The following is an 18946-nucleotide window of genomic DNA, read 5'->3' on the forward strand; positions in this document are numbered from 1 at the left end:
GACAGAAACTGACGGAGAGGAGCCCGCGGGATGCGTGTAGTACACCGGGCCGACCTGGCACCGGTCGGTCGCCCCGACGGCCGGACCGTGCTGTCCCTGCTCGACCTTCCGGTGGACGTGCCGGTGGACCGTGCCGGCGTCCTCTACGTCGAGCACCCCGCCGACTTCACCGAGGGAAGGCACTACCACCGGCACCTGTACGAGGTGTTCTACTTCCTGGACGACGCCGACTACTGGGTCGCCGGCGAACTGGTCCGGCTGGCGGCCGGCGACCTGCTCGTCCTGGAGCCGAACGACGCGCACGGCGCGCTGCCGGTGCCGCACCCCGTCCGGCTCCTCGTCTTCCACCTGCCCAAGGTCCCCGGCGACAAGGTGGAGGTGCCCACGGGCCCCGCCCTTGCCGCCTCCCCCGAACAGGAGACACCGCGGTGACCGTCGAAGGCTGCATGTTCGACTTCTCAGGCACGCTCATGCGGATCGAGCCTGCCGCCGACTGGCTTCGCGCGGTCCTGACCGAAACCGGCACCGCCGCCACCGAGGCGGAGGTCGAGGAGTACGCCGCCCGGCTGGAACGCTGCGGCGCACAGCCCGGCGGTGCCTCCCCGCAGTCCCTGCCTTCCCCTCTCGACGGGCTGTGGCAGGAACGCGACCTGTCCGCCGACCGCCACCGCGCCGCGTACGCCGCTCTGGCCCGCCAGGCGGACCTCCCTTGGGGCCGGACGGTGTACGACGCCCTGTACGCCCGCCACATGACGCCGTCTGCGTGGCGGCCCTACCCGGACACTGCGGAGGTACTGACCGAGTTGCGCAGGCGCGACGTGCCGGTGGCAGTGGTCAGCAACATCGGCTGGGACCTGCGCCCCGTGCTGCGCGCCCACGGCCTCGCGGACCTGGTGAAGGCGTTCGTGCTCAGCTACGAGCACGGCGTGCAGAAGCCCGACCCCGCCCTGTTCCGCACCGCCTGCCAGGCGCTGGGCCTCCCGCCCGAGCAGGTGGTGATGGTCGGGGACGACCGCCACGCCGACACCGGCGCGCTGGCCCTCGGCTGCCCCGTCCACCTGGTCGACCACCTCCCGGCCTACGCCCGCCCAGCCGGCCTGCGCCCCGTCCTCGACCTCGTCCGCAAGGGCAACCCAGAACTGGTCACCCGCTGAGCAGCCGGCATTCCGGCGGTGACACTCGTCGCGCCCGCGGTGGTAGGCACGGCTGCGCAGGAAGCACCGGCGGGCGGCTGCATCAATACACGATTTCCTGAATTCACGATTCCCTGTATCGTCGTGGTGTGCTGACTGCTGCCCCCGACATTGAGGTGCTGGCCCGGTTCGGCCGCGCGCTGGCCGAACCGATCCGCTGCCGCATCCTGCTCGCCCTGCGCGAGGCCCCCGCCTATCCGGCCGACCTTGCCGACATGCTGGGCGTCTCCCGGACCCGGTTGTCGAACCACCTGGCGTGCCTGCGCGACTGCGGCCTGGTCGTCACGGTCCCCGACGGCCGCCGCACCCGCTACGAGTTGGCCGACGAACGACTCGGCCACGCGCTGGACGACTTGCGCACCGCCGTGCTGGCCGTGGAGAGCGACCGCACATGCGTCGAAGCCGACGAGAAGGGGTGCTGCTGACCATGAGGGCAGAGGTATCCACGTCCCCCGGCCCTTCTCCGGCCCGACGAGAAGCGCTGGCGAAGCGGATACGGCTGCTGGTCGCCGCGACGATCACCTACAACGTCGTCGAGGCGGTCGTCGCCCTCACCGCCGGCACGCTCGCCTCGTCCACCGCACTGATCGGCTTCGGCCTGGACTCCGTCGTCGAGGTGTCCTCCGCGGCCGCGGTCGCCTGGCAGTTCTCCGCAGCCGATCACGCGGTGCGTCAGGCCCGGGAGAAGACGACGCTCCGGATCATCGCCGGGTCGTTCTTCGCGCTCGCTGCGTACGTCACCGTCGACGCGGTCCGCGCCCTGGCCGGAACCGGCGAGGCCGAGCGTTCCGTCCCCGGCATCGTGCTCGCCGCGCTTTCCCTTGCGATCATGCCGTTTCTGTCCGCCGCTCAGCGAGGGGCCGGGAGCGAACTCGGATCCGCCTCGGCAGTGGCGGACTCCAAACAGACGTTGCTGTGCACGTACCTCTCGGCGGTACTGCTGGCGGGCCTCGTCCTCAACGCCACCCTCGGCTGGTCCTGGGCCGACCCGATCGCCGCGCTGGTCATCGCCGGCATCGCCGTCAAGGAAGGACGCGACGCCTGGCAGGGCAAGGGCTGCTGCGCCCCCGTCACTCCGGCCGGCGCGGGGACCGCCGCGGCCGACGCCGACGAGGACGCGTGCGGCTGCCAACCGGGCCGCACCTGCTGCACAACGGGAGCGAAGGCCGGTCGGTGAGTTTCTGCGTACAGGTGAGAGTCGCCCTCTCCCCGGCGCGGGCCGATTCGCTTTCGGTATCCGCGCCGACCTCATGGGCATGGAAGGCGGCAGCGTACCCAGCCGTTGAAGCCTTCCAGAGCGCGGCATCGGCGCGGGCGATCTCTTGCCACGCCGCAGCGTTGGCAGCGGCGAACGCCTCCTTGGCCTCCGCTGGTGCGGTGTGCCAGGAGGAGAAAAGGCAGGCGAAGAGGAGGTGCTGGAGCTGCTGGCTCCAGGGCTGTCGGCCGGGACGTGATCAACTTCGCCCGAAAGTGTGAGGGAACCCCCGGCTCAGGGCCACACCAAGCAGTACGGCTGGTGCCCCGCCTCATGCAGCCGGTGGCTGAAGTCCTGCCATTCGTGGAGCGATTGAACGCGGCGGGGCGCTGACCTGGTGCTTCTCGGTGAAGTGTGCGTTGACCTGCGGAAACTGCTTTCGGTAGTTCTCACGGGTCAACGCCGTTTCCCGGGCTCATGTGCCCTGGATGTGCCCTGTCCTGGCTGCAGAGTCGGCTGGGAAGCGCACGCCTGCCCGGCGCATACATGAGGCCGTCTTGCTCACTGCTTCTGACCCTGGTCACATGGTCATTGGTCTTTTGGTGGGATGCGAAACGGGGGACGCGTGAGCGGATTACGGGTCTCTGTGTGGAAACGTTACGGACATGACCGTCTCTACGTGAATCAGCCGGACGGCACGAAGGTCGCCTGGCTCGACCGCCGCACGGGGTCTCTGGAGCTTCTGGTCGAGGAGCAGCGGGACGCGGTACTCGACGCCCTCGCTCCCTACCTTGCTACTTCTTCTTTGCCGGTAGTGCACAAGGCACTGCGCTCTGAAGACGACCTTGTGGGGAACCGCCCAGGAGACGCGCTGCAGAGGAAGGTGGACGAACTGGCACCCGGCTTCTGGCGGTGGGTGTTGGCCAGGATGTCCGGTAGGCGTCTGGAGGTGGACAGCTGGCGCACCGGACTGGCCGGTGAGCGCCGGGTGGGGGTGGAGTTGGAGAGGCTGGCGTGGCGAGGCTGGCGAGTACTGCATTCCATACCCCTGGCAGGCGATGTCGACATCGACCACGTCCTGATCGGTCCGGGCGGAGCCTTTTGCGTCAACACGAAGTGCCACCGCGGTGCGCGTGTGTGGGTGGGCGACGACTCGGTTCGGATAGGCGGCCAGTCGTACCCCTACGTGCGGAAGAGTCGAGCCGAGGCGCGTCGGGCATCGAGCGCGCTGACGCGTGCGTGTGGCTTTCCCGTCGAGGTTCAGCCGGTGCTTGCCTTCGTTGCGGTGGCAGAGCTGCAGGTCGTGCCGTCGCTTCACGACGTGCGTGTCCTTCAGGAGCGCGACATCGCGACGTTCAAGCACCCCAAGGCTGGCTGGGGACCGGACAAGGTCGAGTTGGTGTACATGGCGGCACGTGATCGCCGCACGTGGGTTCGCCCCTGAACGGTTGGCTGGGTTACAGCCAATTTCCGCAGAATGTGGCTGGTTTACGTCATTACTCGCCGGTCCTTGTTGAAGGCCGCGCTTCTCTCCCACATCCTGGAAGGCTTTCCGTTGAGCCATGATCTGGGGGGATAGGTGTCTCTTCACTCTGCACTCCGTGCGAACCATCCGGAGGCGGTCCACCGCACGCGCCAACTTATCGAATACATGCGCGAATTTGTTCGCGGGTCATACAAGCCGGTGCGGGACTGGCAGAAATACCCGGAGGTCCTCTGGCTTTCCGACATTCCGGACGACAGGCTCCGGCGGAACCCGGATGGCGACCGGACGCTGCTTAAGGTGGCGCACCGCCCGTCCCGCCCGGCTCCTGTCCTGCCCGAGGCGCTGGTGGGATGGGTCGATCCCGAAGCCGCCGCCACCGCATCGCCCGAAGTGCCACCGCTGGCCGAATCGGGACCGGGGCAGGGTTGGCAAGAGGACGAAAACGGAGACCTGTTCGAAGTTTCCGAGATTCGCCGGGAGGAAGCGCACGACGTGCTGCGCGCCTACACACGGTGGCTCGACGCGTGGCGCAAGTGGTCGGAGAAAGAGCGCATCGACCGTCCTTATAGGGAACTCCATCAGCAGCTGTACCGAATGGCGACCAGGATTCAGCAGGACGGCGAGGAATACGAGGCGGTACTGGGCGCCGGATTGCTGACCGTTGGAGCCGCACGTCCGTCGGCACGCATCGCCCGGCACATTTTGACGGCGCCGCTGATACTCACCGTGAATCCCACGAACATGTCCATCACCGTCGCCCTCGCCCCCGGCGACCCGGCGCGGATGGAGGACAGCGAGTTTCTCGACGCGGACGCGGGCTACAGCACCCGTCTGCTGAGCCCGCTGCGGGACCGTATCGATACAGAAGGATTCCATCCGCTGTCCCGTGACTCCCAGGACGTGCTCGGCGACTGGTCGGAGAGGGCGTTCGGCACCGATCGCGCGGTGGCGTTCCACCGTGGCTGGGGCCGCCCATCCGCAGACCTCGCGCTGCCGGTGCCCACACTTGGGTTCGCGCCGGCGATCATTCTCCGCCAGAGGGGCCAGGGTGCCCTCGTAAACTTCTACGACGGCATCGCGAACCGCCTCGCTCAGCCCGGTGCCATGGCTCCGCTGGGCTTGGCTCAGCTGCTGTACCAGCTGGAAGCGGAGGACCGCAGGGTGTGGGGTACGGCGGCGGGGAGCCGTGACGTGCCGCCCGCCCTTGGCCCTGACCCGCTGTTCCCGCTGCTGTCGAACGAAGCCCAGCGGGAGGTGCTGAGGCGCCTACAGACCGATACCGGCGTCGTGGTTCAGGGACCGCCAGGCACGGGAAAGACCCACACCATCGCCAACCTCGTGTGCGCCTTGCTGGCGGACGGCAAGCGGGTGCTCGTGACGAGTGAGAAGGGCCAGGCTCTGAAGGTCCTGCGGCAGCAACTGCCGCCCGAGCTTCGCAACCTGTGCGTCCTCCAGGGCGACCGGCGCCAGGACGGCAGCGACGACCTGGAACAGTCCGTGCGCGCGCTTTCCCAGCTCAGTGCCACCCAGTCGACGGAGCGTCTCGAGGTAAGGATCAAGAGCCATGAGGCGCTGCGCTCGGAACTGTCGGACACCCGCGCGCGGCTTCGTGACGAACTGCGCGCCATACGTGAGGCGGAGTGGTACGAACACCTCGACGTGGCACCCGGATACAAGGGGCGGCTCGCGGAGATTGTGGAGACGGTCGCTGCTGGTGCACCGAAGTACGACTGGATGCCCGCTCTGCCCGCCTCGGCACCGCGCGAACCGTCACTGACCCAGGACGAGGCCCAGCGCCTGCTGGGCCTGGTGTCCCGGCACGGGGCTGGCGTGCTGGACGAGTATGCCGCCCGCTGCCCGGACCCCGCGGATTTCATCGCACCCGTGCTGTTCGAAGAAGCGGTCAACGCCCTGGACGCCGCTGTACGTGCCTGTGCTGCGTCGGCGTCCGACACACTTGCCCTCGAACTCGCAGACCGCGGGGATGAGCTGATCGCGACACTGGTCGGTCTGCTGGACGCAGCGGAACACGCGCTGCAGAGCGAGGGACTGCCGGGTGACCCTGCCGCCTGGCCGCCCGAGGAGTGGACCACGCGCGCCTTGCAGGACGGAATGGCAGGCCGGCGGCAGCAGCTGTGGGAGGGAGTGCGGCAGGCGTCCGCCCGTGCCGAGGACGTGCAAAGCGTGCTTCAGCACATGCTCTTCACCGTGCTCGACGTACCCGACGTGGCGCTTGCCGAGGAATCACGTCTCATCGCCGCCGGGAAGGATCTCGAACGGTACTTGCGTGCAGGCGGCAAGCTGCGCAAGTTCGCCCCGAGGCCAGTCCAGAAGGAGGCCCAAGTCCTTCTGCGGGACTGCCGGGTGGATGGGAGGCTGCCCAGCACACCGGACGAGATCTCCGCGTTGGTGGCTCATCTGGCGGCACGCCAGTGCGTTCGGCAGCTGAACGAGCGCTGGAAGAGCGTCGACGCGCCCGAGGCCGAAGGCTCCACGCAGGTGGCTTTGTCGGAGCTGCTGGACCGGGTGCCGACGCTCCGCGCGGTGGACGGGTTCACCCAATCCGTGCGTAAGCTGCACGAAGTCCTACCTAAGGCCCGGATCAAGGCCACGGTGCGGACGGCGCAACAGTGGGACGACGTGCGTACGTCGGCGAACGGTGCGGAACGGCTGCTCCGTGCCCGTGAGGCGGAGGAGAGGCTGCGGTCCATCTCCGAGCAGCTGCCGCGACCCGATGCCCGCGGAGTGGCCGAACTGGCAGAGGTACACCGGGCCGTCACCGACCGTGATCCACAGGCGTACACGTCCGCGATCGATTCGCTGACCGAGGCATTCCACCGTGAGGCTGATCGCCGGGAGGCCCGCAAACTCCTGGACCGCCTGTCCGAGGACCACCCCGAACTGGCACGGCGCTTCGCCGAGTCCCCGACCGAGGCGGCGTGGGAGACCCGCCTTGTAGACCTGGATGGGGCCTGGGCATGGCGGCGAGCGCGTACCTTCCAGGACACGATGCTGACACCTGGCAGGGAAGCCAAGCTAGAAGGCGAATTGGAGGCAATCGAAACGCAGTTGAGGAGAACGGTGACTCAACTAGCGGCCGACCGAGCGCTGTATCACTGCCTGGACCGGATGACGGCCGGACAGAAACAGGCGCTGAGTGCCTACGCGTCGGCCACGGCGAACGCAGGCAAGGGAATGACGGCACTCGGCAAGCGGCACCTGAAGGCCGCCCGTTCCGCGATGCGTGACGCGCGTGCCGCGGTCCCGGCATGGGTCATGCCGATCAAACAGGTGGCCGAAATGATCGATCCCGAGCCGGACGCCTTCGACGTCGTCATTGTGGATGAGGCGAGCCAGGTCGGTCTGGACGGTCTGATGCTGCTGTGGCTCGCTCCGAGGATCATCGTCGTGGGTGACGACAAGCAGTGTGTCCCGTTTTACACAGGCGGCAAGCACGAGCGGCTCAACGAACTCCTCGACTCACTCCTGCCCCATCTCACCGACTGGCAGCGGGACGGACTCAGCCCCAAGTCCAACCTCTACGACCTGCTGTCTGCGCGCTTCAGCGAGACGATCAGGCTCACCGAGCACTTCCGGTGCATGCCGGAGATCATCAAGTGGTCCTCCGCCCAGTTCTATCCCGACAACGAACTCGTGCCGCTGCGGCAGTACGGAGCGGACCGACTGCGGCCCCTCGAAGTCGTTCACGTGCATGAAGGTCACTGTGAGGGACGGCGAGAGACCCTGGTCAACAAGCCCGAGGCCGAACGCATCGTCGCCAAGTTGCAGGAACTCGCGGAGGACGAAGCATATGCGAAACGGAGTTTCGGGGTCATCGTGCTCCGTTCCGGACACCAGACAAGGCTCTTGGAGAGTCTCATCGACACGCAGATCGACTCCACGATCCAGGAGCGGCACAACATACGTGTCGGCACGGCCGAACAGTTCCAGGGGGACGAACGGGACGTCATCCTGCTCTCGCTGGTCGTCGACGCCGACAACACCCGGGCCCTGACCGGCCAGGGCGACGGAAGACGGTTCAACGTGGCTGCCAGCCGGGCCCGCGACCAGATGTGGCTGTTCACCTCCGTCACAGCGGACCAGCTGCGCAGTAGGGACCTGCGCCACTCCCTGCTCACCTATATGCAGGCGCCGCCGGAACTTCAGGGCACCTCTCCCGGCCTTTCCGCCGTTTCACCCGATGAGCAGTGCGAGCCGTTCGACTCGCTCTTCGAGCAGCGGGTCTTCCGCAGGATCAAGGAACGTGGCTACCACGTCGTCCCTCAGTGGAAAGTCAGCGGCAAACGCATCGATCTCGTCGTCGTTGGAGAGACGGGCCGCCTCGCCGTGGAGTGTGACGGCAGCCCGTATCACTCCACCCCTGACCAGATCCGTGACGACTACGAGCGGGAGCGGGAACTGCGCCGGGCAGGCTGGCAGTTCTGGCGTATACGCAGCAGCGAGTTCGCCCTGTCTCCCGAGGATTCGCTGACCCCGTTGTGGAAGCGCCTTGACGCTCTGGGGATCCGGCCCGGAGTTACCGAGGAGGCCCAGGGCGACTCGGGGAGCATTTGGGCCCCGATCGAGATGGACGACGCCGACCTCACCACCTATGAACTCGACGCCATGCTCGATGAGGATGCGTCCGTCTCTCTCGAAGGGGCCTGATGTGAACGAGATCTTCGATGACAGCACGCTGACGGAGATTGCCCACCTGATCTGCGGGGACGAGACGCCACTGCTTTACCGGAAGGGGTACGAGATAGCCGCCTTCTTCCAGCGTGCGGGCTGGGACGACGTTCCAGAGTACGACGGCACACCAAGATACAAGTGGGCTAGGGAACTCCTCAAGGAGCGTCAGGAGGACGGAACAGACGATGCTGAACGCGCAATTCTGCGTTTGGCGAATCGCCTTGAGTACTACAACCAGCAACAGGAGTACCGCGCCACGCTGAAGCGCCTCAACGAGATTCTGGTGCTTGACGGTCGCCGGATCGAGGAGGAAAGAGGCCAGCCGGTCCTCATCCCCTGCCAAGCCGGTTTTGAGCACGAGGAGCGGCAGCTACGGCGGGTCGAGCTGAAGGTCTCCATCAGCGAGGTGGTGAACGATCCGGAACTGGCTGCCACTGTGCAACTCCGGCTGGACGAGGCGCGCATCTGTTACGAGCACGGCGCCTATACGTCGGCGGTCATCATGCTCGGGAGCCTCCTGGAGGGAGTGCTCGCGCATGCCGCACAGACGCGCACCACAGGCGTACGCATGCCGAAGCCGATGCGGAACATGGGATTGAAAGACTTCCTGGATTTTGCGTACGAGAGTAAGTGGATCGAGCACGATGCCAAACTGGCCTCGGAGCTCATCCGGCAGTGCAGGAATCTCGTTCATCCCTTGGCGGAGAAACAGACCGGACACAGCCCGAATCGTGACACGCTCGACATGTGCTGGCCGGTGGTGAATGCCACGTTGAATGATCTCGCGGCGACGGCGCCCGTCGCTCCGCCTTCTACGGGTGCACCCACAGATCGAGGTCGTGGCCGCAACCCCAATACTTCAGCACAACGCCCAACGCCGGCAACCGTCGCTCGTCGCCGTCCGGACGATGGGACAAGGGCGGGCGCATGACCGAAGGTCCCGAACCCCAGGACCCGCGGGTGGAATCGTCCGCGGCCGCGACGCGGACACAGCGGTATGGGCTGCCATATATGCGTCGCGGCTCGGCGACTTCACAATGAGCCGCGAACGCCGCGAACGTCTTGCAGCCCTGGGCGCAGATCCCGCTGTTGACGAGGGCTTCCATGCCCCATGATGCGTGGTCTCCGAGTCGATGAGGCCCGGTGGCCGGTGATATTGCTGTCGGGCCCCAGTCGCTCAACCTGCCGCAGGTATGGCGGTGGTGTTGGGCTGATCCGGGGCGCACGGCGACTTTTCAGGTCGGGGATTTTACCTGGCTCAGCCCGGGGGCAGTATGCGCAGTGCTACGACTGTGCCGTCGTCACCGAAGGAGACGGGACCCCACTCCGGGGCCGTGGTGTCGGTCGGGTAGGTGAGGCGCTTCCTGTACACCAGCTGCCTGTACGCCTCGACCTCGCCGTCCACCAGGAGCTGGTACAACTCCTGATCCATACCGGAGAACGCCTCCACCCGTATTCCTCCGAGTCGGAAAACCTGATCCGTTCCTACGAATCGCGTAGGGCCGATCTTGTGCCATGCGTCTCGGACGCTCGAAGAGCCGGCGAAGGTGCGCTGCTCGTAGTGCTTGCGTCCTTGTTCGTCGGTCAAGTACTGAGCTACCTCCTCGCTTGCGCCGGACAATGCGAGCTGACCGGCAGCCGCTGTTCGCGCCAGTAACTGACCGAACCAGCCGAGGTCTTTGCGCGGGATGAGGAACCCGTCCTGTACTCGTTCCTTGCGGCCGTCATGAGCGGGCACCGTGACGGCTCCGGCGTAGGGAGGGTTTCGCTTCGACAACGTCGCGTCTGCGCACCCACGCCCCGTGGGCGGCCTGGCGGGCAGCAGCCCGTTTCCCGGTGCCTGTAAGACATTGACCGTGACGCCCTCCTTTGCCAGCAGTTCCGTGGACATCAGGAGGCAGGGCGTGGTGTTCCACTCGGCGAGGTGGAACTGCTCGGCGCGCTCGGTGGCCCTCGCGAGTTGTTTGAACGCGGAGCGATCAGACTTGCTGGTGCGCTTAGTGGCGACTTGATGATTGCCGTTGACGGTCACGACGAATATCCGAGAGGCCTCTCCGGGCTGCCAGGCTTCGATGAAGAAGTCGGGACGTGGTCGAGCGCCCAAGGTCGGGCGTGGACCGGAACGCGCGAATCCCGCCAGCAGTACGACCTCGGCGTCCAGGACCGAGATCAGGCGGTCCGGGAAACGGTTCCGCACAGTTCGTTCCGCGACGGCCAGCCCCAGCGCTCTGCCCAGTTCCCGCGCCTGCATACCTCTATAGGAGAGTTCCGGGATCTGCCCCTCCTCGGTGAGCGCGAGGTAGCCACTGGCTCCAGCGGCAAGTGCCTGGCAGTACTTCAGAGCCTGCCAGTGTTCGGCCAGGCCCCGCCCCCGTCCTTGGCGAGCCAGGGTGGTGGCACGAGCGAAGACACCGAGCAAGTCCCACGGCGTGATCACGAGGTCTTGGCGCGAAGTCGGCGATCCGGACGGCTCTGGAGAGGGCCGGCCATCGGCTTCGAGGCTCCCGTCGCGGTAGGGGCGTTTCCACGCCGCCGATACGCCGTCTCCCCGCCGTCCGGGCGGCGGAGAAGCGTCGGGGGGACGGCGTGGAGACGCGCTGCGGACAAGCGGACCCTGTGGGGCACGCCCATTCGTACGACCGGAAGAGCGACCGCGATGCTGAACGACTCAAGCCCGGCAGTGCACAGTCCGCACATGCACTGGATGCCTCTGACCGGTCGGTGCGAGCCGCTCTCCCTGGCCCGTGACCGGGTTCGTACCGTCCTGGCCGGCGTCGTCCTCAGCGTGGACGACGCTGTGCTGGTCGTATCCGAGCTGGTGGGCAACGCAGTGCGACACACGACTGCCGGCCCTGACCGTCTGACCATCGAGATCGACGGGGATCAGGTCGTCGTCGCGGTCCACGACCCGGAGCCTGACGACGGTCGGGTGCACCTGTCGGAGACGGCTGCGGATCCGCTTGCCGAGTCCGGCCGTGGACTGTGGCTGGTGCAGACGCTGGCACGTCGGTGGTATGTGGAGACCACTGCCGTCGGCAAGGCGGTCGTTGCCGTCCTGCCGCGCGGGAAAGCAGCGATCAGCCGAGCGGCAGGCTCTTGACGACGTTCCACCGGTAGGTGCGTTCCTCGCGTCGCAGCTCCACCAACTGCACTTCCTGGACGTGCAGATCGACTGGTGCAAGGCCGCGGAGGGGGGTGACGGCCTCGATGACCGGGGCAGCGGGGCGTGGCCGGTTGTTGTAGGCCAGGCTCAGGTGGGGGCGGAACAGCGCGGTCGGCTTCCGGGGAGTCAGCTCCAGGGAAGCCATGGACTTGCTGAGGGCCGCGTGCAGCGCCAGTATCGGGCCCCAGGGCGCGACCGTCAGGCGTACGGCTCCCCGAGAACCCGCGAGCGGGACCGCCCGCAGGCTGAAGGCCGCCGGGAGAAGCGGTGCCGCTGCGCTGATGACGTCATCGAGACGGCTCAGCGGCAGCGCTGCGGCGGCACCGACGCGTGTGAGCGTGATGTGCAACCCGTCGTCGGGGACCGGATCCAGGCCAAGCGGCGCGAGGTGCTGCTGACAGCGAAGAGCGAGGTCGGCCAGCGCTGGGCTGTCCGGGAAGGTGAGCATCCAGTAGTACGCCCGGGTCTGTGCCGTCCAGCCGGGCCGGTCCCAGTGATCGACCATGGTCTCCACGGCGTCGAAGACGCCCTGGTCGTGCGCCGCAATCACCGCCGGGTCACTCAGGTCGGCCGGCGGGTGGGCAGGGAAGGCTGCGGGATCGGCGCTGAGCTGGACGTGCGGCCAAGACACCCGGCGAACTCCTCCGTGATCACCCTGCCTCAGCAGGCGGGAACTGACAGCCCCAGGCGCGGAGCTGTTCGCCATACTCGCGCACCGCCGGCCGGGACCGCCAAGGGGCTGCTCGCTCGTACAGGTCCCGGGAGCGTTGTCGCACCGAGCTGATCGGCAGCGGGCTGGCCAGAGTGATCGCCTGTTGCCCGAGGGACATGGCGTGCTCCACGTCCGGTGCTCGCTGTTGAAGCATCGCGGTGGCCACGTCGATGCGGACCAGCGAGCGGCTCCACGCGGAGTCGGACTTCTCGACCAGGTCGTCGAGGTTCTCGGCGTCTCGCAGCACGTGCCCGGTGTCCTGCAGAGCGACACGGGCGGTCAGCGCATTGGCCAAGGTGCGGGCCCGCCCATACGGCGAGAAGGAGATGCAGGAGGTCAGGCCAGGAGCCACGTCATGCTGATCGGAGAGCTCCAGAGCCCGCCCGATGGCCCGCTCAGCCTGGGCCCGGTCATCGAGCTTGCCGAGCGCCCGGGCCCGGCCGTTGACCAGCAGCCGGATGGCCTGCGGGTGGTTCGGCGCCCGGTCCACCGCAGCGGCGGCCCGCGCGTCGGCCTCGTCGTAGCGGCCTGCGTAGTACGCCGCGAAGGACTGGGTGCCGCAGGCCCACAGCTCGGTGTCGAGATCGCCGATCGCCCGACTCAGTTCCAGCGCTTCGGCGCAGTACGCCTCAGCCAGGGGGAACGCGCCGGTGTTCACCGCCATGTAGCCGAGCAGTCCGCCAGCGCGTGCAGCGATCCGGAACAGTTCCTTGCGTGCGGCCGGAGGTTGCTGACCGGCGAGCAGGGTGTGCCCCATGCTGTGCAGGCTCTTCGTCTGCCCCCACAGGCCATCCGGCCCGTCCTTCTCGTACCGCTCGGTGATTCCCGCGATCCGGGAGGCGAGAAAGGACAGAGTGGTCTGGTCGACGTTGCCGGAGGCCAGCTGGCGGGCTCGGGCGACAATGTCCGTCGGGTCGTCGGCGGGGGCGGGCGGGCCGGGCTGGGGAGAAGGTGGAACGTTCGCAGGTAGGGGTTCCGGGGCGGACGGTGGATAGGCCGAGGGCGAAGCGAACAGGTCGCGGGCAGTCCTGCCCAGCAGCTCCTCCAGAATGCGGCACGTGTCCGGGCGGGGAAGCTGCTTCAGTTCCCCACTCATCCACCGGTCGAACTGCCGCGATGAGACCGCGACCGAGGCCAGCCGAGGGTCATCCGCCTGCTTGGCCAGGTTCTTGGCCGCGCGGGAGAATTGCACCTCGAATGCCGTGTAAGTCGTGAGGTGGCGCTCTTCGAGTAACTGCCGAAGCAGCGTGTTCCGGGGCATGGAAGACCTCCCAACACGTCGGCGGAACCATGGGCTCCTCGGCAAACGGCACGCACGCCGGACCGTGCGGCGTACGGGATGTCCTACGCAAGAGTGCCGACGCAAAGCGCAACTAGGCAATATGTCTGGCCAAGTTGGCCCGTTCGGGTTGTCCGCCAACGGGTGGATGGACAGACTGCCTCCATGGCACTGAAGAGGAAGCTGGCCCCTCAGTCGGTCTACCGACGTCAGCTCGCCACACGGCTGCGCGAGTTACGGGAGGCGTCCGGCCTGACCCTCACCGAGGTGTCGAAGCAGATCGAGGTCAACCAGGGGTCCCTCAGCCGGATCGAGACCGGCGAGCGCGGCACCACCCCTGTACTGGTCCGGGCTCTCCTCGACTGCTACGCCGTCACCGACACCGAACTGCGTGACGACATCCTCGACCTGGTGCGTGCCGACAAGGAACAGCAGAAGCCCTGGTGGCGGAAGTACTCCACGGTTCTCACCCCGACCCGCTACGACGGTTACCTCGCCCTGGAGGCAGGGGCCGTCGGGCTGGCCAACTACCAGCCCCTGCTCGTTCCCGGCCTGCTTCAGACGGAGGACTACGCTCGCGCAGTCATCGCCCAGATGCGTCCCGAGCTCACTTCTGACCAGGTGGACGCCCTGGTCAAGGTACGGATGGAACGCCAGGAAAGCCGCCTGTCCGGCGAGCATTCCACCGACCTGTGGGCCGTCCTGGACGAAGCCGTCCTCCACCGGGTTATCGGCTCTCCCGCCGTGATGCGCCAGCAGTTCGACTACCTTGTCCAGGCCGACGAGCAGCCCAACGTCACCATCCAACTTCTCCCGTTCTCCGCCGGCGCCCACCCCGGCCTCTACGGGCCCTTCGTCATCCTCACCTTCCCCCAGCCCACGGCACCGCTGGTCTGGCTGGAGAACCCCAACAACTCCGTGTACCTGGAGTCCGAGAGCGACATCCAGAACTACACGGACATCTTCGACCAGCTCAGGGCCTCGGCCCTCAGCCCCGCCGAGACCCGTACCCATCTCACCCGCACCGCCGAGGAGCTTGAACCGTGAGCACGCCCCCGCCGCGCCGCCTCCACGCCGAGGAACTTCAGAAGGCGCGCTGGCGCAAGAGTTCCTACAGCGGCGGCGCCAACGATTGCGTCGAGATCGCCGACCTCGGTGCGTACGCAGCGGTACGCGACTCAAAAGACCTTGAACTGTCACCGGTGATTCTCAGCCGCTCCGCCCTGGATGATCTGCTGGGCCTTTACACGGACGGCGAAACTTGCGTCGGCTGAAACCCTGGCCAATCCGCACGTGCACCGTGTCAGCAGCCACCTGGGAGTGCCCGCGTGAGTGACCAGCACGACAAGCCGTTCCTGCAGATCGTGGTCTGCGCGGCCGGGGTCGCCGCCGACGTCGGCCGACTGATCACGGCAGCCCAGGAGCGCCACTGGGACGTCGGCGTCGTGGCCACCCCGCAAGGGCTCGGCTTCCTTGACGCGGCGGCGGTTGAAGCCCAGACCGGCCGCCCCATCCGCTCGGCCTGGCGGTCACCGGGGGAGCCGCGCCCGAGCCGTACTGCGGATGCCATCGCGGTCGCCCCGGCCACGTTCAACACGGTCAACAAGTGGGCCGCCGGGATCTCCGACAACCTCGCGCTGGCGATCCTGTGCGAGGCACCCGCCATGGGTGTTCCCGTCACCGTGCTGCCGTACCTGAACTCCGCCCAGGCTGCCCATCCGGCATACCGCCGGAGCCTGGACGTGTTGCGCGAGATGGGTGTCATGATCGGCTCCTACGAGCCTCACCGGCCGAAGGTTGGCGGCGGGGCCGACCGCTACCGCTGGGAGGAAGTGCTGGAACTGCTCGCTCCCAGGCTGTCTACGCGGTCGTGATCAGCGCCTTCGTGCCTGCGGCGGTCGCGGGGGTGCGACCGCAGATGCTACGTGGCCCGACGGGTTGGGTCGTGGTGACCTTTCGGCCTGCACTGTGCTGGGGTCCTGTTCTGCACGGTCGCTGGGCGCGGGTCGTGCGATAAGGCGCTGCGTTCTCCAGGTCAAGGTCCTGGCGGGGGAGCGGGCGTCGTTCAGGGCTCGTTGGTCGACCGCCTGCTTGAGGAGTCGCTCCGGGTCGTGGCCGAGTGCTTCCGCTTCGGCGAGCGCGGTGGTGAGGGCGTCGACAGCGGGATCTGACAGGACCTGTTCCGCGTGCTCGGGCAGGGCCCGGCGGATGTGGCGCATGTACCGGTTCACCGCCTGTTGGGGCGGTCGATGCTGGACAAGAGCGGTCAGGGGCGCGCCTGCTGCCTCGTCGTAGGCGGCTTGGAGGTGGAGCAGGGCCTGCTGCGCGGCGGTGACCTGCTGGTCGTGGTGGCGGAGCTGGTGCCAGCGAGTGGCCGCGACGGTGACGAGGATCGCGGCGTCGAGGAGCATCGCCAGAGCCGTGCCGTCCCCGGGGGCGGGCTCGCGGAGCATCGCCCGTGCGGCGCTTCGCAGGGTGCGGGCGTGATGGTGTTCGGCCTGGACGCGGGATCGGGTGGCGCGCTCGAAAGCGGAAGCTGCCTCGCGGAGCTGGGCGCGGAGGGGTGCGGGAGCGAGGAGGGGCAGGGCGTCGAGAGCTTCACCGAAGGCGGCGAGGTGGGCCTGGGAGGCTCGGTCGTCGTATCCGCTGAGGTGGTGGGGGATGCGTTCGGCAGCTGCGGTTGCCCGGTGCCAAGGGTTGGGCCTGAGCCTCCCGGGCCCGTCGGCGGGCTGCGGGTCGGTGGCCTCCAGGCGTGCTCGGATCTTGGGGAAGGACAGGTCCGGCGCGAGTTCGGAGCCGGAGAACCAGATCGGTTGCCTGCCTGCCGTGGTGGTGTCTTCGCTGGAGACCTTGTAGCCACGCACATCGCCAGAAGGGAAGTACACGGCTTCGACCAGCACGCCCTCGGTGTGGCTGAGCAGGCCGATGAACTCGTCGGTGCTCGTGGTGGCGGCCACGACGGTGCGGACGATGGTGCGCAGGCGTTCGCGAGCCGGCTTCTCCTGGCCCTGGCGGTGTGCCTTTTCCTGTTCGGCGCGGGTGGGGCGCTTGGCGGCGGTGCGGTCTCCGCGGGCGACTTGGAAGAGGCCGTATCCCTTTTCGATGGTGGCGAGTTCGCGGTCGGCGGTGAGGTAGTCGTTCCAGTGGCGTGCGGTGCTCAGGTCGCCGCGGACCTTGGTGGCGGCGATGTGGATGTGGTCGGGGGCGTGACGGACGGCGACCCAGCGGCAGCCGTCCGGGTCGTTTTGTGGCGCGATGCCAGTGGCGGCCACGACGCGGCGGGCTATGTCGGCCCACTCCTCATCGCTGAGGTGGCGGTCGGTCGTGGCTGTGCGGAGGGAGCAGTGCCAGACGTGGCGCTCGGGTGCGCGGCCGAGGCGGCGGGCTTGCTTGACGCGCAGGTCGAGGTCGGCCACCAGCAGCCTCTTCGTGGCGGTGAAGTCGTCCGTGCGGCCGGGGTCCGGAGCGAAGCCGTCCCAGGAGGCGACGAGGTGGGGGTCGGTGTGGTCTTTGGCCTTCTTGGTGTCGAACAGGTAGCGGATCAGGCCGGCCGTGTCCTTGCCGTTGCTGATCTTGGCGATCACTGGGCTGCCTTCCTGGTGACGGTCTGGTTCGCTGCTGCCGTGATCTCGCTGATGGCAGCACGGACCGCGCTCAGGGTGCGCTCGGCCTGGGCGAGGGCGGCGGTGTCCCCAGGGTGTGGATGGCCGCCGGAGTTGAGCTTCCGGGCGATTTGGTTGACGTTGTTGCCGATCTTGGCGATCTGCTCGCGCAGGGCGGTCAGCTCGTCGATGTAGTCGTCCAGAGGGGTGCGCTGGCCGGGCAGGGCGAGGTCGCCGTGGATGTGGGCCATGACGACGGCGCCAACGTAGTGGGCGCCGGCGATGTTGAGCGACCGGGCCTTGGCGAGGATGGCGCTCTTCTCTTCGACGCTGTAGCGCACGTCGACGCGCTCCTTGCGCTGGGTGTCTTTGCGCCTGCGGCGGCGGGCGATGCGGTGCAGGGCGGCGGTTTCGGCGGCACGAGGCAGAACGACGGGGGTGGCCTGGATGCGTTGTCCTTCCTCGGGTGCCCCCTGGCGCCCGTGGGTCTCCGCCACCCCCGGGGCGGAACTCCCGTTGGACCGCCCCTTGGACGGTCCAACGGCATACCTTGCTGGCTGGGTGACGCTTGTGGTCATCTCCCGCTGTCCGGCGGGCAGCTCACGTCGGGCTTCGTGCATCGGGGCAGTCCTTACTAGGAGTCGGCGGACGGGATGTGCCTGGGGTGGTCGGCTCCGCTCCTTGTCCACTCGCTGAGCAGCGCGATGACGGGCGGTACCGACCGGTCAGCGCGCTAAGAGACGTGCTCGGGCGTACGGTCGAGTTCGGCCTGCAGGCGGCGTGTGATCTCGGTGAGGCGGTCTTTGCCGACGGGGTGGCCCTGGGCTCGGATCGCCGCTTCGACGTGGCGGCGGGAGATACGTCCTTGGCGGCCCAGGGGCGCGGCGCGGCCGAGAGCCAGGAGCGTTTCCGTGGAAGCGCTGGGCTGCCGACCCTTGATCGGGCTGTGGGGCTGACGCGCATCCGCCACTTCGGCCGGGGGGTCCGCCACGTCCGCGCTGTCCTCCGCCACAACTTCGGGCCGTGCTTGTGCCGCATCCTTTGAGGCATCGGCCGTGTCGCTGTCCGGAGAGGACCGCAGCAAGTCCTCGACGTGAGTGTGGCGCTGAGCACTAACCGGTTCAGTCGAGTGCCGACCATTGGGGTGCCGGCGTATGACGAGATCCAGGTGGACGGCTCCGGCGAGTGCGAGCGGGGCGATGGCCGACAGGGCGCCGACGGTGACGTCGTCCAGGTGGAGCCCGGCGGCGTCGCTCTCCTGGTTGAGACGGACTGCGTGCAGGGCGTTCGCCCAGATACTCGTGATGGTGGCGATGCCGACGAGGGCCCAGACGTAGAGGCGAGATCGCCAGGGGGCGGCCCGCAGGATGAGCAGGGCCGCGACGCCGATGGCGATGAACCCGTCGATCACGAGCGGGAAGGCGTACGTCAGCATTCCGCGGATGTGGATGGCCACTGCCATCTGCCGCAGGGCGTCGTACGAGAGGGCGAAGCCGATCGTGCCGACCAGAGCGACCCCCAGACGGATCGCGGCGGTCATCATCGGTACTGGACTCGCGGTGGTGCGCACAGGCAAGCGGGTGCTCCAAGCGGGGAGGGCTGGTGGGCAGAGAGGTGGCGGACC

The 18946-nt window shown here is 67.8% G+C and carries 17 protein-coding genes; 11 read left to right on the plus strand and 6 right to left on the minus strand.

The window, feature by feature from the left end:
• The first annotated feature begins 30 nt into the window (after nucleotides 1-30).
• The 7 genes from HZS56_RS09755 to HZS56_RS09785 all read left to right on the plus strand — a co-directional run bounded on the left by HZS56_RS09755 (nucleotide 31) and on the right by HZS56_RS09785 (nucleotide 9497).
• Complete coding sequence (locus tag HZS56_RS09755) at nucleotides 31-432, plus strand: cupin domain-containing protein (protein WP_216720323.1); 402 nt, start codon at nucleotides 31-33, stop codon at nucleotides 430-432.
• A 14-nt stretch (nucleotides 433-446) separates the two neighbouring features.
• Nucleotides 447-1154 carry an HAD family hydrolase gene (locus HZS56_RS09760; protein WP_253914008.1) on the plus strand — a complete coding sequence of 236 codons (708 nt, stop codon included), beginning with the start codon at nucleotides 447-449 and terminating at the stop codon, nucleotides 1152-1154.
• A 128-nt stretch (nucleotides 1155-1282) separates the two neighbouring features.
• Entirely contained in the window at nucleotides 1283-1618 is a 336-nt protein-coding gene (locus tag HZS56_RS09765) for an ArsR/SmtB family transcription factor (protein WP_216720325.1), read from the plus strand.
• A 2-nt stretch (nucleotides 1619-1620) separates the two neighbouring features.
• Entirely contained in the window at nucleotides 1621-2370 is a 750-nt protein-coding gene (locus HZS56_RS09770) for a cation efflux transmembrane domain-containing protein (RefSeq protein WP_216720326.1), read from the plus strand.
• Between the two features lie 697 nt (nucleotides 2371-3067).
• On the plus strand, nucleotides 3068-3832 hold the full coding sequence (locus HZS56_RS09775; RefSeq protein ID WP_308408038.1) for a nuclease-related domain-containing protein: 765 nt from the start codon (nucleotides 3068-3070) through the stop codon (nucleotides 3830-3832).
• Nucleotides 3833-4039: 207 nt separating this feature from the next.
• A complete protein-coding gene (locus HZS56_RS09780; protein WP_216720328.1) occupies nucleotides 4040-8542 on the plus strand; it encodes a PDDEXK-like endonuclease domain-containing protein in 4503 nt (1500 codons plus the stop codon).
• Nucleotide 8543: 1 nt separating this feature from the next.
• Nucleotides 8544-9497: a hypothetical protein gene (locus tag HZS56_RS09785; protein WP_216720329.1), complete on the plus strand. Its 954-nt coding sequence runs from the start codon at nucleotides 8544-8546 to the stop codon at nucleotides 9495-9497.
• Nucleotides 9498-9824: 327 nt separating this feature from the next.
• Here HZS56_RS09785 and HZS56_RS09790 read toward each other — a convergent pair whose 3' ends face one another.
• Nucleotides 9825-11003, minus strand: coding sequence for a hypothetical protein (locus HZS56_RS09790; RefSeq protein ID WP_308408039.1), 1179 nt, complete (start codon nucleotides 11001-11003; stop codon nucleotides 9825-9827).
• A 258-nt stretch (nucleotides 11004-11261) separates the two neighbouring features.
• Here HZS56_RS09790 and HZS56_RS09795 point away from each other — a divergent pair, with 258 nt between their 5' ends.
• The gene (locus tag HZS56_RS09795; protein WP_216720330.1) at nucleotides 11262-11666 is read left to right on the plus strand and encodes an ATP-binding protein; all 405 of its coding nucleotides are present in this window, start codon (nucleotides 11262-11264) and stop codon (nucleotides 11664-11666) included.
• On the opposite strand, the gene HZS56_RS09800 is transcribed toward HZS56_RS09795, so the two are convergent.
• Complete coding sequence (locus HZS56_RS09800; RefSeq protein WP_308408040.1) at nucleotides 11644-12360, minus strand: 2'-5' RNA ligase family protein; 717 nt, start codon at nucleotides 12358-12360, stop codon at nucleotides 11644-11646. The two genes, HZS56_RS09795 and HZS56_RS09800, sit on opposite strands and share 23 nt — an antisense overlap.
• Before the next feature lie 19 nt (nucleotides 12361-12379).
• Nucleotides 12380-13702, minus strand: coding sequence for a tetratricopeptide repeat protein (locus HZS56_RS09805; protein ID WP_216720332.1), 1323 nt, complete (start codon nucleotides 13700-13702; stop codon nucleotides 12380-12382).
• A gap of 183 nt (nucleotides 13703-13885) precedes the next feature.
• Here HZS56_RS09805 and HZS56_RS09810 point away from each other — a divergent pair, with 183 nt between their 5' ends.
• From HZS56_RS09810 to HZS56_RS09820, 3 genes are read left to right on the plus strand one after another with little or no spacing between them, the layout of a single operon-like run.
• A complete protein-coding gene (locus HZS56_RS09810) occupies nucleotides 13886-14767 on the plus strand; it encodes a helix-turn-helix domain-containing protein (RefSeq protein WP_216720333.1) in 882 nt (293 codons plus the stop codon).
• Nucleotides 14764-14994 carry a DUF397 domain-containing protein gene (locus tag HZS56_RS09815; RefSeq protein ID WP_042177101.1) on the plus strand — a complete coding sequence of 77 codons (231 nt, stop codon included), beginning with the start codon at nucleotides 14764-14766 and terminating at the stop codon, nucleotides 14992-14994. The genes HZS56_RS09810 and HZS56_RS09815 overlap by 4 nt, the downstream gene beginning before the upstream one ends.
• Before the next feature lie 54 nt (nucleotides 14995-15048).
• Complete coding sequence (locus HZS56_RS09820; RefSeq protein ID WP_216720334.1) at nucleotides 15049-15594, plus strand: flavoprotein; 546 nt, start codon at nucleotides 15049-15051, stop codon at nucleotides 15592-15594.
• On the opposite strand, the gene HZS56_RS09825 is transcribed toward HZS56_RS09820, so the two are convergent.
• The 3 genes from HZS56_RS09825 to HZS56_RS09835 form a co-directional block, all read right to left on the minus strand.
• On the minus strand, nucleotides 15595-17304 hold the full coding sequence (locus HZS56_RS09825; RefSeq protein WP_216720335.1) for a relaxase/mobilization nuclease domain-containing protein: 1710 nt from the start codon (nucleotides 17302-17304) through the stop codon (nucleotides 15595-15597). It abuts the gene before it with no gap.
• The gene (locus tag HZS56_RS09830) at nucleotides 17301-17942 is read right to left on the minus strand and encodes a MobC family plasmid mobilization relaxosome protein (RefSeq protein ID WP_216720336.1); all 642 of its coding nucleotides are present in this window, start codon (nucleotides 17940-17942) and stop codon (nucleotides 17301-17303) included. The genes HZS56_RS09825 and HZS56_RS09830 overlap by 4 nt, the downstream gene beginning before the upstream one ends.
• Nucleotides 17943-18055: 113 nt before the next feature.
• Nucleotides 18056-18862: a DUF2637 domain-containing protein gene (locus HZS56_RS09835; RefSeq protein WP_216720337.1), complete on the minus strand. Its 807-nt coding sequence runs from the start codon at nucleotides 18860-18862 to the stop codon at nucleotides 18056-18058.
• Between the last annotated feature and the right edge of the window lie 84 nt (nucleotides 18863-18946).

The organism is Streptomyces mayonensis (assembly GCF_018982965.1).
Lineage (GTDB): Bacteria > Actinomycetota > Actinomycetes > Streptomycetales > Streptomycetaceae > Streptomyces > Streptomyces mayonensis.